This is a genomic window from Umezawaea endophytica, assembly GCF_025061645.1.
Classification (GTDB): Bacteria; Actinomycetota; Actinomycetes; order Mycobacteriales; family Pseudonocardiaceae; genus Umezawaea; species Umezawaea endophytica.
In genome coordinates this window covers 134049-154170 of record NZ_JANYMP010000013.1, presented here as the reverse complement: position 1 = coordinate 154170, position 20122 = coordinate 134049, and the positions used below count along the sequence as shown (strand labels likewise).

The following is a 20122-nucleotide window of genomic DNA, read 5'->3' as shown; positions in this document are numbered from 1 at the left end:
TCGAGCATCGACCGAGAGCACGTACAGATGTGCCTAGGTGTTGCGCGCCAGTTCGTCCAGTTGGGTTACCAGCGTGGTGTCGCCCGCTCGCACTGCCAGGGCGCGTAGTTCGGTCTGGTCGATGGTGCCCACGTCGAGTTGGCGGGCTACTCGTTCGATCCGCGGCCACAGTCGTGCGGTACTGGTGCGGGAGCGGGTGCCCAGTAGGGATTTCACGCGGCTGAGCAGGGCCTGGCGGCGTAGGTGTTGGTCGTCGCACCAGGGTTGGAAGAAGCTGTTGCCGCGTACGACGAACGAGCCGAGTTGGTGCATCCGCAAGGGGCCGTCCGTTCTGAAGTGCTTGCCCGGTAGGACGATCCGCAGCAGGCCGCTGCGCAGTCGGAGCAGGTGGTGGCCGGTCAGGTCGTACCTGTCGACCCATTCACGTGCTCGTTTTTCCTCCTGGTCCGGATTCGCGGCGTGCTGTTCGTTCTCCAGGCTCCGGGTGATGTCGGGGGTCGACTCGACCAGGGCGCTCAGGTCCAGGTCGGCTTCGCCGGATGCCTGGGAGTAGGCCAGGTGCTGAGGCCTGCCTGATCGTGAGACCCCGCTCACCACGATCAGGGGCAGGTACGTGAGTTCTGGTGGTCCGATCGGGTTCGCGTTGTCGATCCGCTCGGGCAGGTTGAACCTGGCGCGGTCGGGGTGGGCCGACAAGGTGCGCAGGGCTTCCGGGTCGAAGCTCCAGCGCGAGAACAAGGGGGTGAACCGTCCGGCGGTGGACGTCAGGTCGTCCGGCGACAGCATGGTCACCTTGCTCGGGTCGTAGCAGACCTTCGTCAGCGGACGGCTGGCGAAGCCGTCGAAGTACAGCTCACGGCGGTCCTCGTTGGCGACCTCGTACCGCCTGCCGTCCCGCACGGACCACAGCCCGACCTCGGTCAGCCGCCAATGGCCGTCCGCCTGCCCGACGTGGCCGACCGCCTCCAGTGCGCGCAGCGCCCGGTCCACCAGGGGTGGGTCCAGCGCGAAGAACTCGGCCAGGGCGGCCGTGGTTGACAGACCCGCCTCGGCGATGCCGCGCGAGAGGTAGCGGTCGATGAGGTCGTAGTCCTCGGCGACGACCACGGTGGCCCGCACGGTCACCTTCCACACCGGCAGGAGCAGCGAGTGGATGCGCGTCGGGACGACCTCGCGCTCGAACGCGGCGTCCTCCAAGGTCCGCTGTTCGGGGTAGGTGAACAACTTCGTCCTGGTGGTCATCGTCCGCCGATCCGGTTGAGGACCTCGTCGTACTGCCTGATCTCGCCCACCGTCGCCACGTGGTCGCGCAGCGCCCGAGCCAGGTCGCGGAACCCGGAGTCCCTCGCCATCGTCAGCGTGTCCAGGTCACCGACCAGCACGAGTTGTTCCTTGGCACGGGTGAACGCGACGTTGGCGCGCCGCAGTTCGCGCAGGAACCCCACGTTGCCGTCCCGGTTGCTGCGGGTGAAGCCGTAGAGGATCACCTGCCGCTCGCCGCCCTGGAACGAGTCGACGGAGCCCACGTTGAGCTTCACCCGCGGCTCGTCGCCGATCAGCCCGACGATCGCGCTGGTGATCGCCTTGACCTGCGCGGTGTACGGCACGATGACCGCCCAGTCGCGGCCCGCCGCTTCGTAGTGCGCGGCCAGTCGCGACAGCAGCAGCGCCTCGGCCGGGTTGCAGTAGCCGTTCTGCCGGTGGTCGAGGTCGCGGGCGGGCAGTTCACGCTGTTGGCGCGCGGGCAGGCGCGCCGTGTCGACGAACACCATCGGGCTGCCGAACAGGTCGTCGTCGTGCACGTGCGCGCCGGCCGTGCGCAGCTTGCCGCCGTAGAACATCCGCGAGCTGAAGTCGGCGATCACCGCGGGCATCCGCCGCTGCCACGTCAGCGGCACGACGTTCGTCCGGGGCAGGCGGTCGGCCAGGCGTTCCAGGGCGCTCGTGGTGAGCAGTTCCCGAACGCGCGGGTCACCCACCTCCTCGCCCCAGGCCTCGACCTCGGAGTCGAGGAACGGCGGCAGTTGCTGCTGGTCGCCGACGAGCACCGCGCGTCGTGCGCGCACCAGCGGCACGAGCAGGTCGGCCGTGCCGATCTGCCCCGCCTCGTCGACGACCACCAAGTCGAAGTCGACGTCCGACAACTCCGGCCGGGACGCCGTGCCGATGGTGGTGGCCGCGATGACGTGGGCGTAGCGGATCAGTTCCGGGTGCAACTGCGTCGTGGCGCCGGACACCTCCTGGTGCCACTCGCCCAGGAGCCGGGCGCGGACCCGCAACAGGGGCAGTCGCACCCTGAGCCACGACACCAGGCCTGTCAGGTCCTGCCGGGTCGCCGTCATGTCCGAGGTGTCGCGGACCAGGGGAGGTGGCTCGGAACCGCCGACCGCCGCACGGGACGCGTGCGCGGCGGTGAGCGCGGCGTCCCTCGCCTTCTCCGTCCTGTCCCACCGGTCGGCCAGTGCCGAGACCGCGTGGCGCACCTCGGGGGAGTCGTTGGTGACGGCGTCCAAGTACTGCTGGGCGTGGCGCAACCCTTCGGCGTGCCCGTGCCGGGTCACGTCGAACTGGTGCGCCCGTGACCGGAGTGCCGCCGTCCGCCACCTGCCCCACCACCCGAGGAGCGGGACCCGCCCGACGCGCACGGCGCGGTCGATCGCCCGGTGGACGCGGGCCAGCCGCCGATCGAGATCGGCCAGCGTCCACTCCAGCCCGTCCACCGCAGCCTGGGCGGGGCCCCCGACGGCACGCCGAGCCGCTGCCACGGCGGCGCGGGCGGCGTCCGCGCCGGCGAACGCGGCCACCAGGCCGTCCACCCGGTCCGCCAGTTCGTCGGCCCACCTCTGCGCGACCTCCAGGTCGGTGAACTCGCGAAGCCCGCGGTCGACGCCCGCGATGATCTGTCCGCGCAACTGCCGCGCCTGCTCGTCCAGCAGGTAGGGGCGGCCCTCGTCGGTGACCGTGCCGGGGTTGCCGACCCGCACCACGACCAGGTCCGGCGGCAGCCTGGGCAGGATGTTGTCCACGGCGCGGTTGGAGTGCGAGGTGACGAGCACCCGCCGCGGCGGTCGGGTCCACCCGTCGCCCCTCGCCACCGCGTTCGCGACCTGGCTGATCACCCGCGTCTTGCCGGTGCCCGGTGGTCCGAGCACGAGCATCAGGTCCTCGACGGCCACGGCTCGGCGGAACGCCTGCGTCTGGTCCGGGTCGAGTGCCTCCGTCGGGGTGTCCTTGGCCGCGTTGAGCCACAGGGTGCGGGCGTCGACCAGTGCGGGCAGCAGGCGCGGGTTGCGCGTTCGCCGGTCCCGCAACGCGGTGATGGCCTCCCTCTGCTTCTTGAACACCACGGTGCTGGTGGTGGTCTCCAGCTCACCGGTCTTCGGCAACGACTGCCAGTCCACGGCTTCGTCGAACCGGACCGTCACCAACCGGCCGTCCAGCCGCACCACCTGGCCCCGGTGCTCGTCGTAGCCCTTCACTTGGACGAAAGCGCTTTCCTCCGGTGCTCCCTCTCCGACCATCGTGAAGCCGTAGACGGCGTGCGTACCCTGCCGCTGCTCACCGACCGGGGTGATCTCGCGGTACGGGTAGGGCCGCGCGCTCCTCGCGGCGGCCGCGGCGATCCGCTCGCTCGCGTCGACGACCTGCCCCACGGTGTCGAGGAACGCCGTGTGGTGGGGTTCGGGAGCAGGCGTCGCCGACGCCTCGGCCCGCGAGTTCACCAGCCGTTCCCACTGCTGCTCGATGTGCGGCCAGAACGAGTGCGCGCCTTCGCCCAGCTCGTACAGGGATTCCACGCGCCGCCAACCGTTCGTGTGCAGGGACAGGAAGTGCCGGGCGAGTCGGTGGTGGTCCCTGATGCGGAGCGGGTCGATCCGCTTGACCTTGTACCCGCGCCCGGAGTGGGTCGGTTCCAGGCGCGCCGACCATGCGCTGCCGTGGACCAGGAGCGTGCGGCCGCCGTTCAACCGGTTGGGCTCCTCCACCGTCGCTGGCACGCCAGCCCCGAACGTGGTGGACAGCTCGGTCACAAGCTGCTCGACGCTCTGCGGCAGACCGGGGTGGTTGCGGATCTTCTCGCGCAGCCGGTGGTCGTCCTCGGCGGACGCGACGAGGTGGATCACCCCGTTGAGGGGCAACTGGACGGAACGCACCGTGCTCCTTCAGCGGGTGGGGTGTGCCAGGGCGCGCAACCGCGCTCCGAGCGTCGCCGTGTCCGGGCGCTCCGCGCACTCCGGGACCAGGGCCGAGTCGATGGTGTCGGCGAGGTCTTCGGGCACCTCGGGTGCCCACGCGCGGACCGGCAGCGGAGCACGAGGACTCGGCTGCCGACCGGTGACCAGGTGGTAGGCGATGGCCCCGACCTGGTGGACGTCCGTCCACGGTCCCGCGACGCCGCGCGCGAGCTGTTCGGGTGCCGGGTACTCGGGCGGTTCCTGATCGGTTCGAGCCAGGTCCCGCAGCGAGAGCGCGCCGTCGTCGCGCATGATCAACCGGGCGGGGGTGAGCGCACCGTGCACGGTGCGGTGAGCGTGCAGCGCGCCGAGTGTCGCGCACAGGCTGGCCAAGGCGTCGCACACGCGCGCCAGCACCCCCGCGTCCCGCACCGGTCCACGGAGCAGGAGGACGTCGAGGGGGTCGCAGGCCCGGTGCGATCGGGTTTCCGGCCACGCGGTCACGAGCGTGGCGGTGTCGCCCGGTCCCTCGGCGAACTGGAGCACCGCGGGCAGGTGGGGGACTACGCCCGACAGCCTGCGCAGGAGGTCGTGCTCCGCCGTCAGCGCTCGTCGCGCTCGGAGGGCGAGGGGCGTGGCCTGGCGCACCTCCACCCGGCGCAGCCAGCCGAACCCGCCGCGGTCCGTCAGCCGGAGGCACCTGGCCTGCCGCACGACGGCACCGCCGTCACCCGTCGACGAGGCGTCGCCGGGCTGGTCGTGCACGAGGTGCAGGACATCGCCGACCTCGACCTCCGGCCCCAGTCCGGACGGTCGGTGGTCGACCAGTGGAGGACCGGGCACCGCCGGTGGTGGCGCGGCTTGGTGGTGGAGGTGCACGTCGCCGTAGACGTTCCCGGCCTGCCACACGGATCCGTGGACGACGCCGTGCACGGTGTTCGAGGTGCTGCTCGCCCCGTCAGGGGTGCCTTGTCGTTCCACTCCACCGCTCACGGCCGTCGGGCTTGTCGATCGAAGTGGCAAAGGCTAACCGCGCGGATTCGAGTGCGGGCCGCAGAACTGCGGAAGATCGCGGATGCGTCGAGGTGGGGTGATGGATCGCGCGGCGGTCGGATCTGTCGTGGCTACGGGGTCGGGCCGGTGTTCGTCAGGTTTCTCATCGCCGTCAGGGTCTGGGTGATGGTGGTCGGGAGGTCTGGGTCGCCGTGGTGGTCCAGCCAGCGGGTCACCGCTATCCGGAACGTGGTCATGGCGATCTCGGCCGCCAGTCTGGCGGTCAGGTCGTCCGCGCCGCGGGTGCGGAAGCCCTGTTCCAGTGCTTCCGCCATGAGGGAGAACTTGCGCAGTTCGCGTTCGCGCAGGGCTGGTTCGGCGTCGATCGCGGCGCGGCGGCGCAGGAGGTAGGTGAGGTCGCGGCCCTTGAAGATCTCGGTCGCGGTGGGGGCCAGGCCCTCGGTGATGAGGTCCATCGGGCCGAGTGACGGTGGGGCCTCGGCCATGAAGCGGGTCACCTGGTCGGGGACCGACTCCTCGCCCGCGAACAGCACCTCGCGCTTGTCGGCGAAGTGCCGGAAGAACGTGCGGGTCGTGAGCCCGGCCCGTGCGGTGATCTGCGGGACGGTGGTCTCGGTGAAGCCGTGCTCCAGGAAGAGGTCGAGCGCGGCCTGTTCGAGTCGTTCCCGCGCGCCCGGCTGCCATCGACCCATGCGGCGAATCCTACTGATGACACGTCGTGTCGTGCCATGCCATAGTGATGACACGACGTGCCGTTGATGATGGAGGCGACCATGACGGGTGAGATCTGGGTGCTCGGCGCGACCGGACGGGTCGGTCGGGAGGTGGTGGAGCGCCTGTGGCGGGCGGGCGCCGAGGTGGTGGTGGCCGGTCGTGATCGGGAGCGGCTGGCGGAGGTGGGGCCGGACGCCCGTGCGGTGGTCGGCTCGCTCGACGAGGTCTGCGCGCGGCTGTCGACCGAGGGGCCCGCCGTCGTGGTCAACACGGTGGGCCCGTTCGCGGTCACGGCGCCGAAGGTCGCGCGGGCCTGCCCGCCGGGCACGCACTACGTCGACGTGTCCGACGAGCTGAGCGCGTTCGAGCTGCTCCACGGCATGGACCGCGAAGCGGTGGCGACCAGGCGCACGCTGGTCTCCGGGGCGGGTTTCGGCCCGCTCGCGACCGAGGGCGTCCTGCTGCACCTGCTGGCGGGGGAGGAGGAGCCCTCACGGGTGCGCGTCGACGCCGTCGCGTCGGTCGCGCTGGAACCCGGCGCCCTCGGCGAGGCACTGGCCGCCACCATCGTGCAAGCGCTGCGCGACGGTGGCCGCGAGGTGCGGGAGGGACGGCTGGTGCGGGCCAGGGCCGGTGGTGCCGCTGAACGGCTGACCACGCCTGACGGCGACGTCGTGACCACCGCCTCCCTGGGTGGCGGTGAACTCTTCGCGGCCTGGCGGGCCAGCGGCGCCCCGTCGGTGATCGGCGCCTCGGCCCTCGTCCCGGCCAACCCCGCGGTCCGTGCGCTCCTGCCCGCGCTGGGTGGCGCGCTGCGGTTGCCCGGACTGGCGGGCTTCGCCACCCGACGGCTCGCGGGCATCACGACGACCACGGCCAGGCCCCGCCCTCGCCGGTCGTCCTGGGGCCGCGCCAGGGTCGAGTGGCCGTCCGGTCGCGTCCGCGAGGGCTGGCTGCGCACCGGCGAGGGCATGGAGTTCACGGTCGGCGCCGCCACCGAGGTCACCCTGCGCCTGGCCAAGGGCGAGGGCCGCCCCGGCGCGTTCACCCCGGCCAGGCTGTTCGGCCCCGAGGTGGCACTGGCCGCGGGCGCCGACTTCGTGGTCACCGACCGGTAGGGGCGCGGAAGAAGGTCCGCAGGTCGCCGACGAGCACGTCCGGGCGTTCCAGCGCCGCGAAGTGCCCGCCGTCGGGGAACTCGGACCAGTGCTCGACGGCGGAGTTGTCCCGCTCGGCGAACGCGCGGACGGACTTGAAGTCGTCCGCGAAGACGGCGACGCCGGTCCGCGACCGGTTCACCTCCGGTTCGCGCTCGGCCTTCGCCTCCTCGAAGTGGTAGCGCCCTGCGGTCGCCTGGGTGTTGGTGAACCAGTACAGGGAGACCTGGGTCAGGATCTGGTCCGGCGTCACCAGGCTCGTCCCGTCGCCGAAGTTGTTGAACAGCTCGCTGTAGGCGAGCTGCCCGACCGGTGAGTCGGCGATGCCGACCGAGACGGTCTGCGGGCGGGTCGCGTTCATCTGGTTGTAGCCGCCGACGGACTGGAACCACCGCATGTGCTCGAGCGCGGCGTAGTCCTTCGGTCCGAGGTTCTCGAACTCGGCCGGGTCGCCGGTGGGGAAGGAGAACAACTGGAGCACGTGCAGCCCGAGGAAACCCTCGGGCCGCATCAGCCCCAACTCGCGGGAGATCATCGAGCCCGCGTCGCTGCCGTGCGAACCGTACGAGTCGTACCCGAGGCGCCGCATCAGCGCGTCGACCGTCTCCGCCACCTTCCGCATCGTCCAGCCGCGGCCGACGAGCGGCGTGCTGAAGCCGAATCCGGGGATCGACGGGACTACGACCGAGAACGCGTCCTCGGCGTCGCCGCCGTGGGCGACGGGGTCGGTGAGCGGGCCGATCATGTCGAGGAACTCGGCGAACGAGCCGGGGTAGGTGTGCAGGAGCAGCAACGGGGTCGCGCCCTCCACCTTCGACGGCACGTGGACGAAGTGCACGGTCTGCCCGTCGATCTCGGTCAGGTACTGCGGGAACTCGTTCATCCGGGCTTCCTGCGCGCGCCAGTCGAACTCGGTGCGCCAGTGCTCGACGGTCTCGCCCAGGTAGCTGTTCGGGGTGCCGTACTCCCAGTCGTCGGTGGGGGCGGGCCGCGGCAGCCGGGTGCGGGCGAGGCGCTCGTCGAGGTCGTCCAGGTCGGCCTGGGGGATGTCGACGCGGAAGGGGCGGATCTCGGTGTTCGTCATGGTCACCACGGTAGGAGCTGTATAGGAACGGTTGGTTCCTCTATGTTCGACGGGTGTTGGAAACCTCGTCCCGGCTGCTCGCCCTGCTGGCGCTGATGCAGTCACGACCGGCGTGGCCGGGCTCGGAACTCGCCGTACGGCTGAACGTCACCGGGCGGACGATCCGCAACGACGTCGACCGCCTGCGCGAACTCGGGTACCCGGTGGAGGCGGTGCGCGGACCCTCCGGGCACTACCGGCTGGGCGCCGGGGCCAAGCTGCCGCCGCTGCTGCTCGACGACGAGGAAGCGGTGGCGGTCGCGATCGGGCTGCGGGCCGGACGCGGGGTCGCGGGCATCGAGGACAGCGCGGAACGGGCGTTGACGAAGCTCCAGCAGGTCCTGCCGCACCGGCTGCGGCGGCAGGTGACCGCCCTGCACCAGGCGATGGCGGAAGGGCCCGCGAACACCGGCAGCAACGTCGTGGACCCGGTGGTGGACGCGGCCGTGCTGGCGACGATCGCGGCGGCGGTCCGCGACTCGGAACTCCTCCGGTTCGACTACACCGCCCCGGCCCGCTCGGACGACGCCCCGCGGCGGAACGACGCCTCGGCGCCGTTCGGGGAGTGGCCGGTGCTGGTGGAGCCGTACCGGCTGGTGAGCTGGGAGCGGCACTGGTACCTCGTCGCACGGGGTCCGGAGACCGGCTCGTGGCACACGTACCGCGCCGACTGGCTCTCGTTGCGGATGGCGACCGGCCGCCGCTTCACCCCGGTGCCGTTGCCCGGCGGGGACTACACGGGCTTCGTCCTGCGCGACGTGGCCACGGCGGGCTGGAAGGTGCACGCGAGGATCACCGTGCTCGCGCCCGCGGAGGCCGTGCTGGCGCGGATCAACCCGACCGTCGGCGTGGTGGAGGCGGTCGACGAGTCGACGTCGGTGCTCCTGACCGGTGCGGACAGCCTGGAGCTGATCGCCGTCTACATCGGGATGCTCGGCCTCGACTTCCACGTCACCGAACCGCCCGGCCTGGTCGAGCACCTCCGCGTCCTCGGCAGGCGCTACGTCCGCGCGGTGGACTGACGACGCGCCGCGATGTCAGCCCCGGCGGGCGGAAAGCGGCTTCCCCGAGACGGCGCAACGGAAGCAGACCGCCGCCTCGTCGTCGAGCGCGGCGAGGTGGTGGCGCGCGTACTCGACGTCCACCATGCCCGTCGGATAGGTGGCCGCCGCCTGTTCCCAGTACTGCCTCGCCTCCGCCCGCTGCCCGCGCCGGAAAGCGACGTGGGCGAGGCCTTCCAGCGCGCGAGCCCGGTAGCGCGCGATGCCGAACCGGTCGGCGACGTCCCTCGCCAGCTCGAACGTCCGCTCGGCCCGGTCCACGTCCCGCAGGGCGAGAGCGGTCTCGCCCAGGCAGTTCATCACCTCGCACTCGACCACGTGCAGTTCGAAGCGCCGGGCGGTGGTCAGCGCCCGGCGGCCCTGGTCGAGCGACTCGGCGAGGTGGCCGGACGACCGGTTGACACCGCAGAGACCCAGCAGGGCGAACGCCTCGCCGTGGGAACTCCCGGAGGCCGTGCTCATCTCCAGGCCGCGGGTGAACTCCCGCCGGGCCTCCTCGTGCGCGCCCATGGCGTGCAGGACCGACCCGGTGCTCCACGAGATGAACTGCGCCGACCGCGTGTCCTCCTTGGTCACCAGTGCCTCCGCGCGGCGCAGGTGGACCAGGGCCTCCTCGAAATCCCCCAGGTCGCCGCAGATGACGCCCAGGTTGTTCGCCACCGCGAGGCTCGGGAAGGTGGTCGAGCCCCGCTCGGTCAAGGGTTCGGCCTGCTGGAAGATGGTCCGGGCTTGGAGCAGCCGGTCCTCGTGCAGGTACAGGTTGCCGAGGTCGATCAACTGCGCGGTCTCGCTGTCCGTCGCCCCGATCCGCCTGCTCAGGTCGAGCGCCCGTTCGATGTGCTTCCTGGCTTCGGCGGTGGAGCGGTGATCACGGCAGACGGCCGCCAAGCCCTGGAGGCAGGCGGATTCGCCCCGCACGTCGCCGGACGCGAGGGCGGCCCGCGCGCCGGCCTCGAACAGGTCGTAAGACCGCCCGCCGTAGTTGTGCAGCTTCAGCAGGGGTTGGAGGGCGCAGACGAGCTGCCAGGCGTGCCGGTGCCAGCCGTTCTCCGCGGCGAACCGCGCGACCGCGGTGAGGTTGTCGTACTCCACGTCGAGGATCGCGACGGCCTTCTGGGCGGTCGACGGCACCGGGAGGTGCTCGGGCACGTGGTCCACCAGCGGCGCGTCGCCGTAGATCGCGTTGTGGTGGTGCCCGCACCACGTGTGCGCGGCGTGCAGGTAGTAGTCGAGGAGCCGACCGAGGGCGGTGCGCTCCGCCGCGTCGTCGGCCTCCTCGGTGAGCAGTTGGCGGGCGCAGTCGCGGACCAGGTCGTGGAAGTAGAAGCGCCCGGTCGTGTTCTGCTTCAACAGGTTGTCGTCGAACAGCGAGTCGAGGTGCTGCTCGACCTCGTCCAACGGCAGGCCGGTCAGCGCGGCGGTGCCGCAGGCGTCGAAATCGCCGCCGGGGTGGAGGCTGAGCAGTCGGAACAACCGCTGCCGCGCCGGGGGCAGGTAGCGGTAGGACACCCTGAGCGCGGCCATGACGCCCCGGTCGTCGACCTCGAGGAACCGGACGCGCTGCGCGTGGTTGCGCAGCCGGTTCACCAGTTCCCCGACGGTCCAGCCCGCGCGGTCCCGGAAGCGCGCCGCGGCGATCCGGATGGCCAGCGGCAGGCGACCGCACAGCTCGACGGCGGTGGCGACGGCGTCGGGTTCCGCCGCCGCGCGCTCCGCCCCGGCGACCTTCGCGAAGAGGGTGACCCCGTCCTCCAGTGGCAGGACGTCGAGCGACAGCGGCAACGCGCCTTCCAGCGCCGTGAGCTTCCTGCGGCTGGTGACCATCACGAGCGCGCCCGCGGCTCCCGGCAGCAGCAGCCGCACGTGCGCCGCGTTGACCGCGTTGTCGATGACCAGCAGAATCCGCTTGCCCGCCATCTCCGAGCGCCAGAGCGCGCTCCGACCCTCCACAGTGGACGGTATGAGTTCCGGGGCCACCCCGCTGGCGCTGAGCAGCACGTCCAGCGCCTGCTCCGGGGGCACGGGGCTCATGCCGGCGGTGAAGCCGTGCAGGTCGACGAAGTAGTGGCCGTCCGGGTAGTTCGCGGCGACCTCGTGCGCGAGGTGGATCGCCAGCGTCGTCTTGCCGACCCCTCCCATGCCGTCGACGGCGGAGATCGTGATCGCGGTCGCCGACGTGCCGCTCGTGGCGGCGCGCAGCCGCGCCAGCTCGGCGGACCGGCCGGAGAAGTCGTTGGTGTCGTAGGGGAGGGACGACCTGGTCCGGCCGCGGTCGGGCGAGTCCCCGCCCGGTTCGGACGGGGTCGCGATGGGCGCTGGTTCCGCCGTGCCGCGCAGCACGTCGGCGTGGATCCGCTGGAGTTCCGGACTCGGGTCGAGCCCGAGGTCCTCGGCCAGCATCCTCCGGCCGTCGTCGTACACCGCCAGCGCGTCGGCCTGCCGTCCGCTGCGGTGCAGCGCTCGGATCAGGCTGATGCGCAGGGAATCGCGCAACGGGTGCTCGGTCACGAGCTGCCGCAGCTCGCCGACCGCCGACCCGGTCTCGCCGGTCCGCAGGCGGAGGGACATCAGGTCCTCGACGGCGGTGAGCCGCTGCTCGTGCAGCCTCGTGGCCGCGTTCTCGATCGTCGCCCCGCCCAGCCCCGCCAGCACGTCACCCCGCCAGAGGTCGAGCGCGACCCGCAGCGCCGCCACCGCTTCCGGCCACCGCTGACCGGCTTCCGCCTGCCGGGCCTCGTCGAGGAGACCGAGGAACCGGTTCACGTCGATGGACGCCTCCGGTGCGTCCAGCCGGTAGCCGACCTCGATCCACCTGATGCCCACATCGTTGGTGTGCTGGGAAAGCGTGCGCCGCAGGCTCGCCACGGCGTTGTGGATCTGCTGGCGCGCCGACCGGGGAGCGGCGTCCCACAGCTCGTCGACGAGGCGCTCGACCGGGACGACCCGGTTGACGGACAACAGGAGCAGGGCGAGGAGCCGTTGCTGCCGTGCGCCGCCGACGCGGACCGGGCGTTCGCCGGACCGCGCCTCCAACGGCCCCAGGATCCGGAACTCCACCGTGACGACTCTCCTCGGTTCGACTCGGGCCACAGGGGAAGGCGTGTGCGGCGAGTAGCGACTCGATAGCGATCAGGTAGTCCATGCTGCCATAGTGGATGAAGTCGGAAGGCCCGATGAAGGGGAAGGGCCGACGGCGCGTTGTCGACGACTTCACCAGTAGGGGGATACGTGAAGAAGGCGCTATCAGTGGGGTTCGCGCTGTCCGCGGCGGTGTTCGTCGTGGTGCTGACGGCGGGTGGTTCTTCCGCCGACGTGAGCGGACCGTACGCGGACAACAGCGTGGTGAACGAAGGCTCCGGCCAGGAAGTGTGCAGTCAGGGGACGTGATCCGCGAGGATGCCGCTCGTGGGCCGGGTGAAGAGCCCGAGGGGGGCGACGCGCGTGGTCTGCACGGGTTCACCTTGACCGCGACGGTGCTCGTGACGAGCCTCGTGCTCACGTGGCTCGCCGCGTTGGACGTCTCCGGGCTGCGCGATCGGCTCCAGGGCTACCTGGAGGTCTGGCCGCAGCGCTGGACGTTCTTCGTGGATCTCGACAGGGATCTGCTCGTGGGCTACCGGGTCGACCCCGGTAGCCCACGGCTGGTCCCGCTGACCGAGCGCCGCCGGTGGAGCACGTGGTCGTGGGGGCTCAGCCGAGCCGGGTACGCGGAAGCGGCGGAACTGCGCGCGGTCGCGCGTCGAATACCCGATCAGCACTGGTTTCCGTGCGACGAACCAGAGGTCCTGGAGTGCGGGAGGATGGCAGGCGGGGTGACCCCGCACCGCGCGGAGAACCGGTTCCGCGACCCGGTGCTGTGCGGTCGCCTGGCGATCACGGTCGAGCGCTCGTCGACGCTGGTCTCCCACCGGCTCCCGGAGCATCCGAGGCAGGTGTACCGCATCGCCTTCGTGGACCTCGAATGCCCGACGTGAACGGAGTGGCGCGGCGGCTCTCCCGCGCGATCGACCAGTTCGAGCCACGGGGTGCGCCCCTGGCCGTCGGCCGGAGCCTGCTGGCCGCCGCCACCCTGCTCACGATCCTCTTCAGCTCGGACTCGGACCTCTTCATCCGCACTGCGGAGCTGCCGGACGGCCTGCGGTGCGCGGGTGTCCGCGCGGCCTCGCTCTGGTGCCTGGTCGGGCCGACCGGGTCCGGTCTGCTCACCAGCCGGGTCGTCGTGGTCGTGGTGCTGGTGCTCGTGCTGCTCGGTGTCAGCCCGAGGTGGACCTGCGTGCCGCACTGGTACGTCTCGTTCAGCCTCGCGGCGGCCATGGACATGGCCAACGGCGGGGACACCATCGCGCAGGTCGCCACGATGCTGCTGGTCCCCGTGTGCCTCGGTGACGACCGCCCGTCGCACTGGCATCCCGTTCGCCGCCCGCTCGCGCCGTCGTGGCGCGGCAGCGCGTTCGCCGCCCACCTCGGTCTGCGCGTGCAGGTCTGCCTGATCTACCTCGGCGCGGTGACCGCCAAGCTGATGGATCCCCTGTGGCAGCACGGCAGCGCCATGTCCGTCGTGGTCAACCACCCCCAGTACGGGTTCCCGACCTCCGCCCGCGACCTGCTCGCGCCGATGTCGACCTCGTACTGGTTCGTCGCCGCCCTGTCGTGGTCGGTGATCGGCGTCCAGGTGGTGATGGCGCTGGCGATCCTGGGGCCGCGGCAGGTCCGGGTGGTCGCACTCGTGCTGGGAATCGCTCTCCACCTGGGAATCATGTTCTTCATGAGCCTGATGAGCTTCGGCATGGTCATGATCGCGGTGCTGGTCATCGGCTCCGCCTCCACGACCCCCCAGCGGCGCGCTGATCGGCAGGGCGTCGCGATCGAGGAAGGAAGACGTTCGTGACAGCAGGTCCCGAGGTCGAACCGTTCGATCCCGCGCACGCCTCCGAGAGCGATCTCCGCGGCTACTACGAGGTGATGGTGGCGAGGCAGGAGACGGACCGCCCGGACGAACCCCGGTTGTCCTACGAGGACGTGCTGGGGCGCCTGGAGAACCCGTTCGTCGGCTTCGGGCCGGTGGCCTACTGGGTGGCGCGCCTGCGCGGTGAGGTCGTGGGGCTCGCGATCGTCTACTTCCTGGAGGACGAGAGCAGCCACATCGGGTTGACCGAGGTGGTCGTCCACCCGCGCGTCCGCGGGCAGGGCATCGGCACGGCGGTGCTGAAGACCGTCGTCCCGGAGCTGCGGGCCCGAGACCGCACCCTCGTCGAGACCTGGCAGATCACCAAGGGGAGCGACGGCGAGCGGTGGGCGAAGTCGCTGGACTTCCACACCGTGCACACGGTCCTCACGCAGGCGTTGGTGATCCCCGAGACCGATCGGGCCCTGTGGCGCGAGGACGTCCCCGCGGGCTACCGGTTGCGCCGCTGGGCGGACGTCGCGCCGGACGACCTCGTCGCGTCGTTCGCCGCCGCCCGCACCGCCATGCGCGACGCGCCGGTGGGGGACCTGGGCTACCAGGAGCCCGCGTGGACGGCGGAGCGGGTCCGCGCTCGCGAGGCCGAGCTGCGGGAGAACAACATCGAGTCGCGAACGGTCGTTGCCGTGCACGAGGCCACCGGCGAGGTCGTGGGCCTGACCGAACTCGAACTGCACCCGCACCGGCCGTTCTGGGGGTTCCAGCGGGACACGGCGGTGCTGCCGCCGCACCGGGGGCACGGGCTCGGGCGGTGCGTCAAGGCGCACCTGATCCACTGGCTGCTGGCCGACCGCCCCGACCTGGACCGGATCTACACGACGACCGGCGCGGGCAACGCGCACATGAGCAGGGTCAACCACCAACTGGGGTTCACCACGGTCCGGACCATGATCGCCGTCAACCGCGACCTCGCCGAACTGGAGGCCGACCTCGCCACGAGGTGACCGGCGCCCGGCCCGCGGCCGAGGTCATCCGGGCACGCGGGGGATCACGCGGCTCGTGTGCAGGAACCGGACCCGGCCGGTGCTCTCGTCGTCGACGAGCCCGATCACCGAGTGCGCGCCCTCCTCCCGTGCCACGGTGATCACCGAGTCCGGTCCCAGCGCGACCACCTCGATCGGGTCCGAGGTGAAGGGGGTCGGGTCGGACGGCGTGGCGTGGGGTGAGATCCGCAGCCACGCGCGCCCGTCCGCGTCGACGTGCAGCACGTTGTCGGCGACGGGCGACCGGTACGTCCCCGCGACCCGACCGGCGTCGACCGGGCGGGGATCCGACGGTGGAACGGGCAGGTCGGGCTGGACCACCCCGGCCAGTTCCCTCAGCAGGTGGCCGAACACCTCGGCGAACACCGGGTAGACGTCGCCGCCGTTGGCCACCACCGCCACGCCGACACCCGCGTCCGGCACCACCCGCAGGAACGCGCGCTGCCCGGCCGTCCTGCCGGTGTGGCCGAGCACGAGCGGCCCGCCGTAGTCGGGCAGCGCCCACCCCAGGCCCCAGTGGCCGCTGACCATCCCCAGGTCCGGGACGGCGACCTGGGGCACCCGCATCGCGTGGAAGTCGTCGCGTGCCAGGTGCGCGCGCACGAAGCCGAGCAGGTCGCGGGCGCTCATGGCGAGCTGCGCGCCCGCCGGACCGGTGGAAGGGGCCGCGGACCACACGCGCACCGGCCGGGGACGATCGGTCGCCGTGGACCGGACGTGCCCCACGGCCGGGCGCCCCAGGATCGCCTCGCCGATCGACGTCGCGACGTCCGGCAGACCCAGCGGTGTGACCAGCCGCTCGCGCAGCACCGCGGTGAACGGCTTCCCGCGCAGCACCTCGACCAGGCGACCGAGCACCACGTAACCGCTGTTGCAGTAGGAGAACCGCTCGCCGGGCGGCAGCACCTGGGCGGCGTCCGCCAGCGTGGCCACGTACTTCGCGACGGCGTCGTCACCGGCCCCGGTGTCGGTGAACAGGTCGCCCTCGAAACCCCCGGTGTGGCAGAGGAGCTGCCTGGCGGTCACGGTGTCGGTCGCGGACCGGTCGGCCAGACGGAAGTCGGCCAGGTGGTCGCGCACAGGCCGGTCCAGGTCGAGCAGCCCGTCGTTGACGAGCTCCTGCACCAGGGTCGCCGTCCACACCTTGGTGATCGAGCCGATCTGGAACAGCGCGTCGTCGGTGACGGGCACTCCCGTCGCGGTGTTCAGCACGCCCGCCGAGCCGCAGACGACCTGGTCGTCCACCAGCACCGCGACCTGGGCGCCCGGCACGTCGTGCCGTTCGACCAGACCGGGCAACGTCCCGGCGATCCACGCGGCGGCAGCGCGCGCTCGGTTCATCAACGGATCCTCCCGTTGGCACCCTACCCAGGACCGGGAAACCGGCGCTGTCCCGCCATTCGGGCGCCCGCGGTGCCGTCGAGTAGTCGACCGGTAGCGGCCTCTGCCAGCGTGGAACGGACCGGGGGGTCGATGGGCCGCGCGGCGACCACCGCACCGGTGGTCGCCGCGCGAGACGTCCGGGAGCGCGGCACCGGGGCGACCGCCGCGCGCACTTGGACCGTTCCAGGGGGTAACGCGGTGAAACAGGAAACCAGGATCGTCATCGACGTCAGTGATCTGGTGGTGTCGCAGGCGGCCCACTACATCGTGGAGGCGGACCCGCGCTGGACGCTGTGCCGGAGTTCCGACGGCGCCGACGTCCGGCTCACGGGCACGGGCGGCCAGCGGTGGTCCCACCACGCGGCGGCGGTGATCCTCGTGGTGCCCCTCCAGCCCGCCGAGGCCAGCAGGGCGATCGACGCGTTCACCGCCGGGACCGTGAACGGGATCGTGGCCACCGACGAACTCGAGCACCTCCCCGAGGCGATCACCGCGGTTACCACCGGTCTGGCCCCGGTCTCGCTGCGGATCAGGGACGCGGCCGAGCACATGCCGCGCCTGTCCGAGCGGAAGATGGCCGTGATGGCCAAGCTCGCGGCCGGGTGCTCCTACGCCGCCACCGGCGACCAGTTGCACATCTCCGAGTCGACGGTGAAGCGCGAGATCCAGGGGCTCTTCGCCGCGTTCGAGGTGAACTCCCGGTCCGCGCTCCTCGCCGCCGCGGCGGCGGCCGGGGTCGTGTTCGGCTAGGTCGCCTGCCCGGTCCACCGCCGGAGGTCCGGGGTGGCCGAAGCGGTGCTCCGGCCACCCCGGACGGTCACCTTCGCGTGCTCGTCAGCGCAGGAGATCAGACGAGGTCGTCGAACTTGCCGGTCTTGGCGTCGCTCAGGAACTGCCGGAAGTCGTCGCAGTCCACGTGGAGGGCCGCGGTGCCGGGCCTCTCCTCGGTGGCCACCGCGGTACCGCCGCCGATGTTGCGCACCGTCAGGCCGTCTTCCTCGACGATAACCGAAATTGCCATCACTACCTCCGTCGGGTTGTGTGGAGCGGGTGGTTCTCTCACCCGCTCGATAAGCGTGTCACGCGCTCGGGATCACGTTCCACGGCCGCGCGTGTCGAATTCGTGGAATTGACGGGGTCATTCCGGTGACCTGGTCGGGTCGTGGACATGGTCGCGAGTGGTAATTGAGGGCATAGGCGCAGTTCAGGCGTGGTTTAGCAGGGTTTTCGCGTTCGTTTTTCGGCCTTGACGGAGATGCGCTCGTTGGTTAGACCTGAGTGGCGGAATCGAGTTGACCGGCGCGGGGTGAACGCGGTGGGACAAGTGTGGAAGTGAAGTGCGACCCGTCGTTCGACATTCGTTCTCGCACCAGGTCGGACATGCCGAGGAGGATTCTCGTGGAGATCACCGCAGCGCGCGAGTCGACGATGCGAACAAGTCGCAGACAGGATTGGCTGCCGCTCACGGAGGACCAGGTGCGCGACTACGACGAGAACGGGTACCTGCACCTCAAGGAGGTGTTCACCGCGGCGGAGGTCGAGCGGGGCCTGGCGGTGGTCGACGAGGTGCTGGCCGACGACGTGCTGACGATCGACGAGCACCCGAGCTTCGCGGACTTCGACCACACGGTGCGCGTGCGCAACGCGGTCACGCGGTCCGCGGGGCTCGACGAGTTCCTCGACCACCCCGGACTGGTCGGGCCGCTGATGACCGTGCTGAACAACAGCGTCCACGTCCTGGGCACCGAGGTCTTCGTGCGCTCGTTGCGGGACCAGGCGCTGGAGTACTGGCACACGGACGGCGGCGAGTACCTCCAGCGCGTGCAGCTCGCGCCGGGGAGCCCCGACCTCCAGGTGAAGGCGCAGGTCTTCCTCACCGACGTCACCGAGTCGAACTGCGGGAACTTCCTGCTCGTGCCGGGAAGCCACCGGAAGCTGCCCGCGGACCAGAACGCGTTGTGCTACATGGAGGAACTGGACGAGCCGTTGCGCCGGGGCGTCCTGCCGCCGGACGCGGTCGAGGTGAAGGCCGAGCCGGGTGACGTCCTGCTGTTCCCGTACTCCCTGTGGCACGCCGTGGCGCCGAACACCAAGCGCGTGCGCAAGACGTTCATCTTCCGCTACGGCCACCTCTGGCACCGGCCGCACGACTACCTGACCCAGCCCGCCGGGGTGCTGGGGCGCATGTCGCCGCGGCTGCGCCGCATGTTCGGCGACTTCGGCGAGCACGTCCACCCGTCGGACTTCTACAAGCCCGTCGACCAGGGGGACGTCATGGCGGTCGGAGGGACTGGTAGGCGTGTCTGACCGCGCCATCGCGGAGGTCACCGCGCGGGGGCTCTACGACTCGAACGGTCGTGCCGCGGTCGAGGTGACGGTGGTCGACCGGGCGGGGCGCGAGGCGCGCTCGATGGCCCAGCGTGGGTCCAGCGTCGGCGAGTTCGAACCAGTGCAGGTGGAGGACGAGGGCGCCCAGCCCCGGCTGGCCGCCGTCGACCCGGCCCTGCGGGTCGTGGCGGACCGGGTCGCACCCGCGTTGGCCGGTGTCGACGCCGCGAGCGTCGTCGAGGTGGACCGCGTGCTGCGGGAACTCGACACCACGACGGCTCGGCGTTCGGTCGGGGGGAACGTCACGGTCGCGACGTCGATGGCGGCGGCCAAGCTCGGCGCGCTCCAGCGGGGAGTCCCGCTGCACGAGCACCTGCGGACCTTCGCGTCCGCCGGGACGCCGACGACGCCGCTGCCCGCGTTCAACATCGTCGACGGGGGGCTCGGGCCGTCGTCCCGCGTTCCGCACATCGAGTTCCTGCTCTTCCCCGTCACGGGGCAGGACTTGCGGGACGTGGTCGAGGTCGGTGTCCGCGTGCGCGACCGGGTGCGGGCGCTGTGCCACGCCGCGGGGTACGAGGGTGCCGACAGCCAGCAGGGCGCGGTGTCGGCACCGCTCCGCTCGTGCGAGGAGGGACTGGACCTCCTCGCCGCGGCGCTGGTGGGGCTCGGCGTCGCGGACGGCTTCAAGCTCGGCCTCGACCTGGCCGCGTCGGACGTGTGGCGGGACGGGGCGTACGCGTTCCCGTGGGCCGACGAGCCGCTCACGCCCGCCGCCGTCGCCGAGCGGTACCGGAAGTGGATCGCCGCGTACGGCCTGGTCTACGTCGAGGACGGCTTCGCCGCCACCGAGACCGCGGACTTCGCCGCGCTGACCGCCGAGGTGGGCGGGGAGGTGATGATCGCGGGTGACGACCTCTACGCGTCGAACCGCGACCGGATCACCGAGGGTGCCCGCGCCCGCTGGTCGAACACCGTTGTGGTCAAACCGAACCAGGCCGGAACCGTCACCGAGTCGCTCACCGCGGCGGGCGCGGCGCGTGCGGCGAACTCCTCCCTGGTGGTGTCGCAGCGCAGCGGGGAGAACGAGGACTCCTTCCTCAGCAGCCTCGCCATCGCGGTGAACGCCGCGTACGTCAAGGTCGGCGGACCGTCCAGGATGGACAGGATCATGAAGGTCAACGAGCTGATCCGCGTGCTGGCACCGTGAGACGCCCTCCG

General features: G+C 71.5%; 17 protein-coding genes. 9 read left to right on the top strand and 8 right to left on the bottom strand.

Annotated features, from left to right (window positions below; all coding sequences use genetic code 11):
* Window positions 1–33: 33 nt before the first annotated feature.
* The 4 genes from NZH93_RS26230 to NZH93_RS26215 all read right to left on the bottom strand — a co-directional run bounded on the left by NZH93_RS26230 (window position 34) and on the right by NZH93_RS26215 (window position 5881).
* Window positions 34–1242, bottom strand: a complete 1209-nt coding sequence (locus NZH93_RS26230; RefSeq protein WP_259625862.1) for a hypothetical protein — start codon at window positions 1240–1242, stop codon at window positions 34–36.
* Window positions 1239–4154, bottom strand: a complete 2916-nt coding sequence (locus tag NZH93_RS26225; RefSeq protein ID WP_259625861.1) for a DEAD/DEAH box helicase — start codon at window positions 4152–4154, stop codon at window positions 1239–1241. The genes NZH93_RS26230 and NZH93_RS26225 overlap by 4 nt, the downstream gene beginning before the upstream one ends.
* A gap of 9 nt (window positions 4155–4163) precedes the next feature.
* Window positions 4164–5156 carry a protein kinase family protein gene (locus NZH93_RS26220; RefSeq protein WP_259625860.1) on the bottom strand — a complete coding sequence of 331 codons (993 nt, stop codon included), beginning with the start codon at window positions 5154–5156 and terminating at the stop codon, window positions 4164–4166.
* A gap of 143 nt (window positions 5157–5299) precedes the next feature.
* Complete coding sequence (locus NZH93_RS26215; RefSeq protein WP_259625859.1) at window positions 5300–5881, bottom strand: TetR/AcrR family transcriptional regulator; 582 nt, start codon at window positions 5879–5881, stop codon at window positions 5300–5302.
* Between the two features lie 81 nt (window positions 5882–5962).
* On the opposite strand from NZH93_RS26215, the gene NZH93_RS26210 reads away from it, so the two are divergent.
* Entirely contained in the window at window positions 5963–7021 is a 1059-nt protein-coding gene (locus NZH93_RS26210; protein WP_259625858.1) for a saccharopine dehydrogenase family protein, read from the top strand.
* On the opposite strand, the gene NZH93_RS26205 is transcribed toward NZH93_RS26210, so the two are convergent.
* On the bottom strand, window positions 7008–8144 hold the full coding sequence (locus NZH93_RS26205; protein ID WP_259625857.1) for an epoxide hydrolase family protein: 1137 nt from the start codon (window positions 8142–8144) through the stop codon (window positions 7008–7010). The two genes, NZH93_RS26210 and NZH93_RS26205, sit on opposite strands and share 14 nt — an antisense overlap.
* Before the next feature lie 53 nt (window positions 8145–8197).
* Between NZH93_RS26205 and NZH93_RS26200 the strand changes: the two genes are divergently transcribed.
* Entirely contained in the window at window positions 8198–9205 is a 1008-nt protein-coding gene (locus NZH93_RS26200; RefSeq protein WP_259625856.1) for a helix-turn-helix transcriptional regulator, read from the top strand.
* Window positions 9206–9220: 15 nt separating this feature from the next.
* On the opposite strand, the gene NZH93_RS26195 is transcribed toward NZH93_RS26200, so the two are convergent.
* Window positions 9221–12301 (bottom strand): AfsR/SARP family transcriptional regulator, encoded by a 3081-nt coding sequence (locus NZH93_RS26195; RefSeq protein ID WP_259625855.1) that lies wholly within the window; start codon window positions 12299–12301, stop codon window positions 9221–9223.
* Window positions 12302–12490: 189 nt separating this feature from the next.
* On the opposite strand from NZH93_RS26195, the gene NZH93_RS50815 reads away from it, so the two are divergent.
* The 4 genes from NZH93_RS50815 to NZH93_RS26175 are packed head-to-tail and all read left to right on the top strand — an operon-like array spanning window position 12491 to window position 15151.
* Entirely contained in the window at window positions 12491–12631 is a 141-nt protein-coding gene (locus tag NZH93_RS50815; RefSeq protein WP_259625854.1) for a hypothetical protein, read from the top strand.
* The gene (locus NZH93_RS26185) at window positions 12628–13218 is read left to right on the top strand and encodes a hypothetical protein (RefSeq protein ID WP_259625853.1); all 591 of its coding nucleotides are present in this window, start codon (window positions 12628–12630) and stop codon (window positions 13216–13218) included. The genes NZH93_RS50815 and NZH93_RS26185 overlap by 4 nt, the downstream gene beginning before the upstream one ends.
* On the top strand, window positions 13206–14132 hold the full coding sequence (locus NZH93_RS26180; RefSeq protein ID WP_259625852.1) for a sporulation-delaying protein SdpB family protein: 927 nt from the start codon (window positions 13206–13208) through the stop codon (window positions 14130–14132). The genes NZH93_RS26185 and NZH93_RS26180 overlap by 13 nt, the downstream gene beginning before the upstream one ends.
* Window positions 14129–15151: a GNAT family N-acetyltransferase gene (locus NZH93_RS26175; RefSeq protein ID WP_259625851.1), complete on the top strand. Its 1023-nt coding sequence runs from the start codon at window positions 14129–14131 to the stop codon at window positions 15149–15151. The genes NZH93_RS26180 and NZH93_RS26175 overlap by 4 nt, the downstream gene beginning before the upstream one ends.
* A gap of 24 nt (window positions 15152–15175) precedes the next feature.
* Here NZH93_RS26175 and NZH93_RS26170 read toward each other — a convergent pair whose 3' ends face one another.
* Window positions 15176–16531 (bottom strand): serine hydrolase domain-containing protein, encoded by a 1356-nt coding sequence (locus tag NZH93_RS26170; protein ID WP_259625850.1) that lies wholly within the window; start codon window positions 16529–16531, stop codon window positions 15176–15178.
* Window positions 16532–16771: 240 nt separating this feature from the next.
* On the opposite strand from NZH93_RS26170, the gene NZH93_RS50810 reads away from it, so the two are divergent.
* Window positions 16772–17323: a LuxR C-terminal-related transcriptional regulator gene (locus tag NZH93_RS50810; protein ID WP_259625849.1), complete on the top strand. Its 552-nt coding sequence runs from the start codon at window positions 16772–16774 to the stop codon at window positions 17321–17323.
* 97 nt (window positions 17324–17420) lie between these two features.
* Here NZH93_RS50810 and NZH93_RS26160 read toward each other — a convergent pair whose 3' ends face one another.
* Entirely contained in the window at window positions 17421–17594 is a 174-nt protein-coding gene (locus NZH93_RS26160; RefSeq protein ID WP_259625848.1) for a hypothetical protein, read from the bottom strand.
* A 377-nt stretch (window positions 17595–17971) separates the two neighbouring features.
* Here NZH93_RS26160 and NZH93_RS26155 point away from each other — a divergent pair, with 377 nt between their 5' ends.
* Both NZH93_RS26155 and NZH93_RS26150 read left to right on the top strand, forming a co-directional pair.
* Window positions 17972–18880, top strand: coding sequence for a phytanoyl-CoA dioxygenase family protein (locus NZH93_RS26155; RefSeq protein WP_259625847.1), 909 nt, complete (start codon window positions 17972–17974; stop codon window positions 18878–18880).
* Window positions 18873–20111: an enolase-like domain-containing protein gene (locus tag NZH93_RS26150; RefSeq protein WP_259625846.1), complete on the top strand. Its 1239-nt coding sequence runs from the start codon at window positions 18873–18875 to the stop codon at window positions 20109–20111. The genes NZH93_RS26155 and NZH93_RS26150 overlap by 8 nt, the downstream gene beginning before the upstream one ends.
* The last annotated feature ends 11 nt before the right edge of the window (window positions 20112–20122 follow it).

Bases quoted from the DNA above. Each gene is read 5' to 3' on its own strand.
- NZH93_RS26230 (WP_259625862.1), bottom strand. From the start codon at position 1,242: ATGACCACCAGGACGAAGTTGTTCACCTACCCCGAACAGCGGACCTTG.
- NZH93_RS26215 (WP_259625859.1), bottom strand. From the start codon at position 5,881: ATGGGTCGATGGCAGCCGGGCGCGCGGGAACGACTCGAACAGGCCGCG.
- NZH93_RS26210 (WP_259625858.1), top strand. From the start codon at position 5,963: ATGACGGGTGAGATCTGGGTGCTCGGCGCGACCGGACGGGTCGGTCGG.
- NZH93_RS26205 (WP_259625857.1), bottom strand. From the start codon at position 8,144: ATGACGAACACCGAGATCCGCCCCTTCCGCGTCGACATCCCCCAGGCC.
- NZH93_RS26180 (WP_259625852.1), top strand. From the start codon at position 13,206: ATGCCCGACGTGAACGGAGTGGCGCGGCGGCTCTCCCGCGCGATCGAC.
- NZH93_RS26170 (WP_259625850.1), bottom strand. From the start codon at position 16,531: ATGAACCGAGCGCGCGCTGCCGCCGCGTGGATCGCCGGGACGTTGCCC.
- NZH93_RS26160 (WP_259625848.1), bottom strand. From the start codon at position 17,594: ATGGCAATTTCGGTTATCGTCGAGGAAGACGGCCTGACGGTGCGCAAC.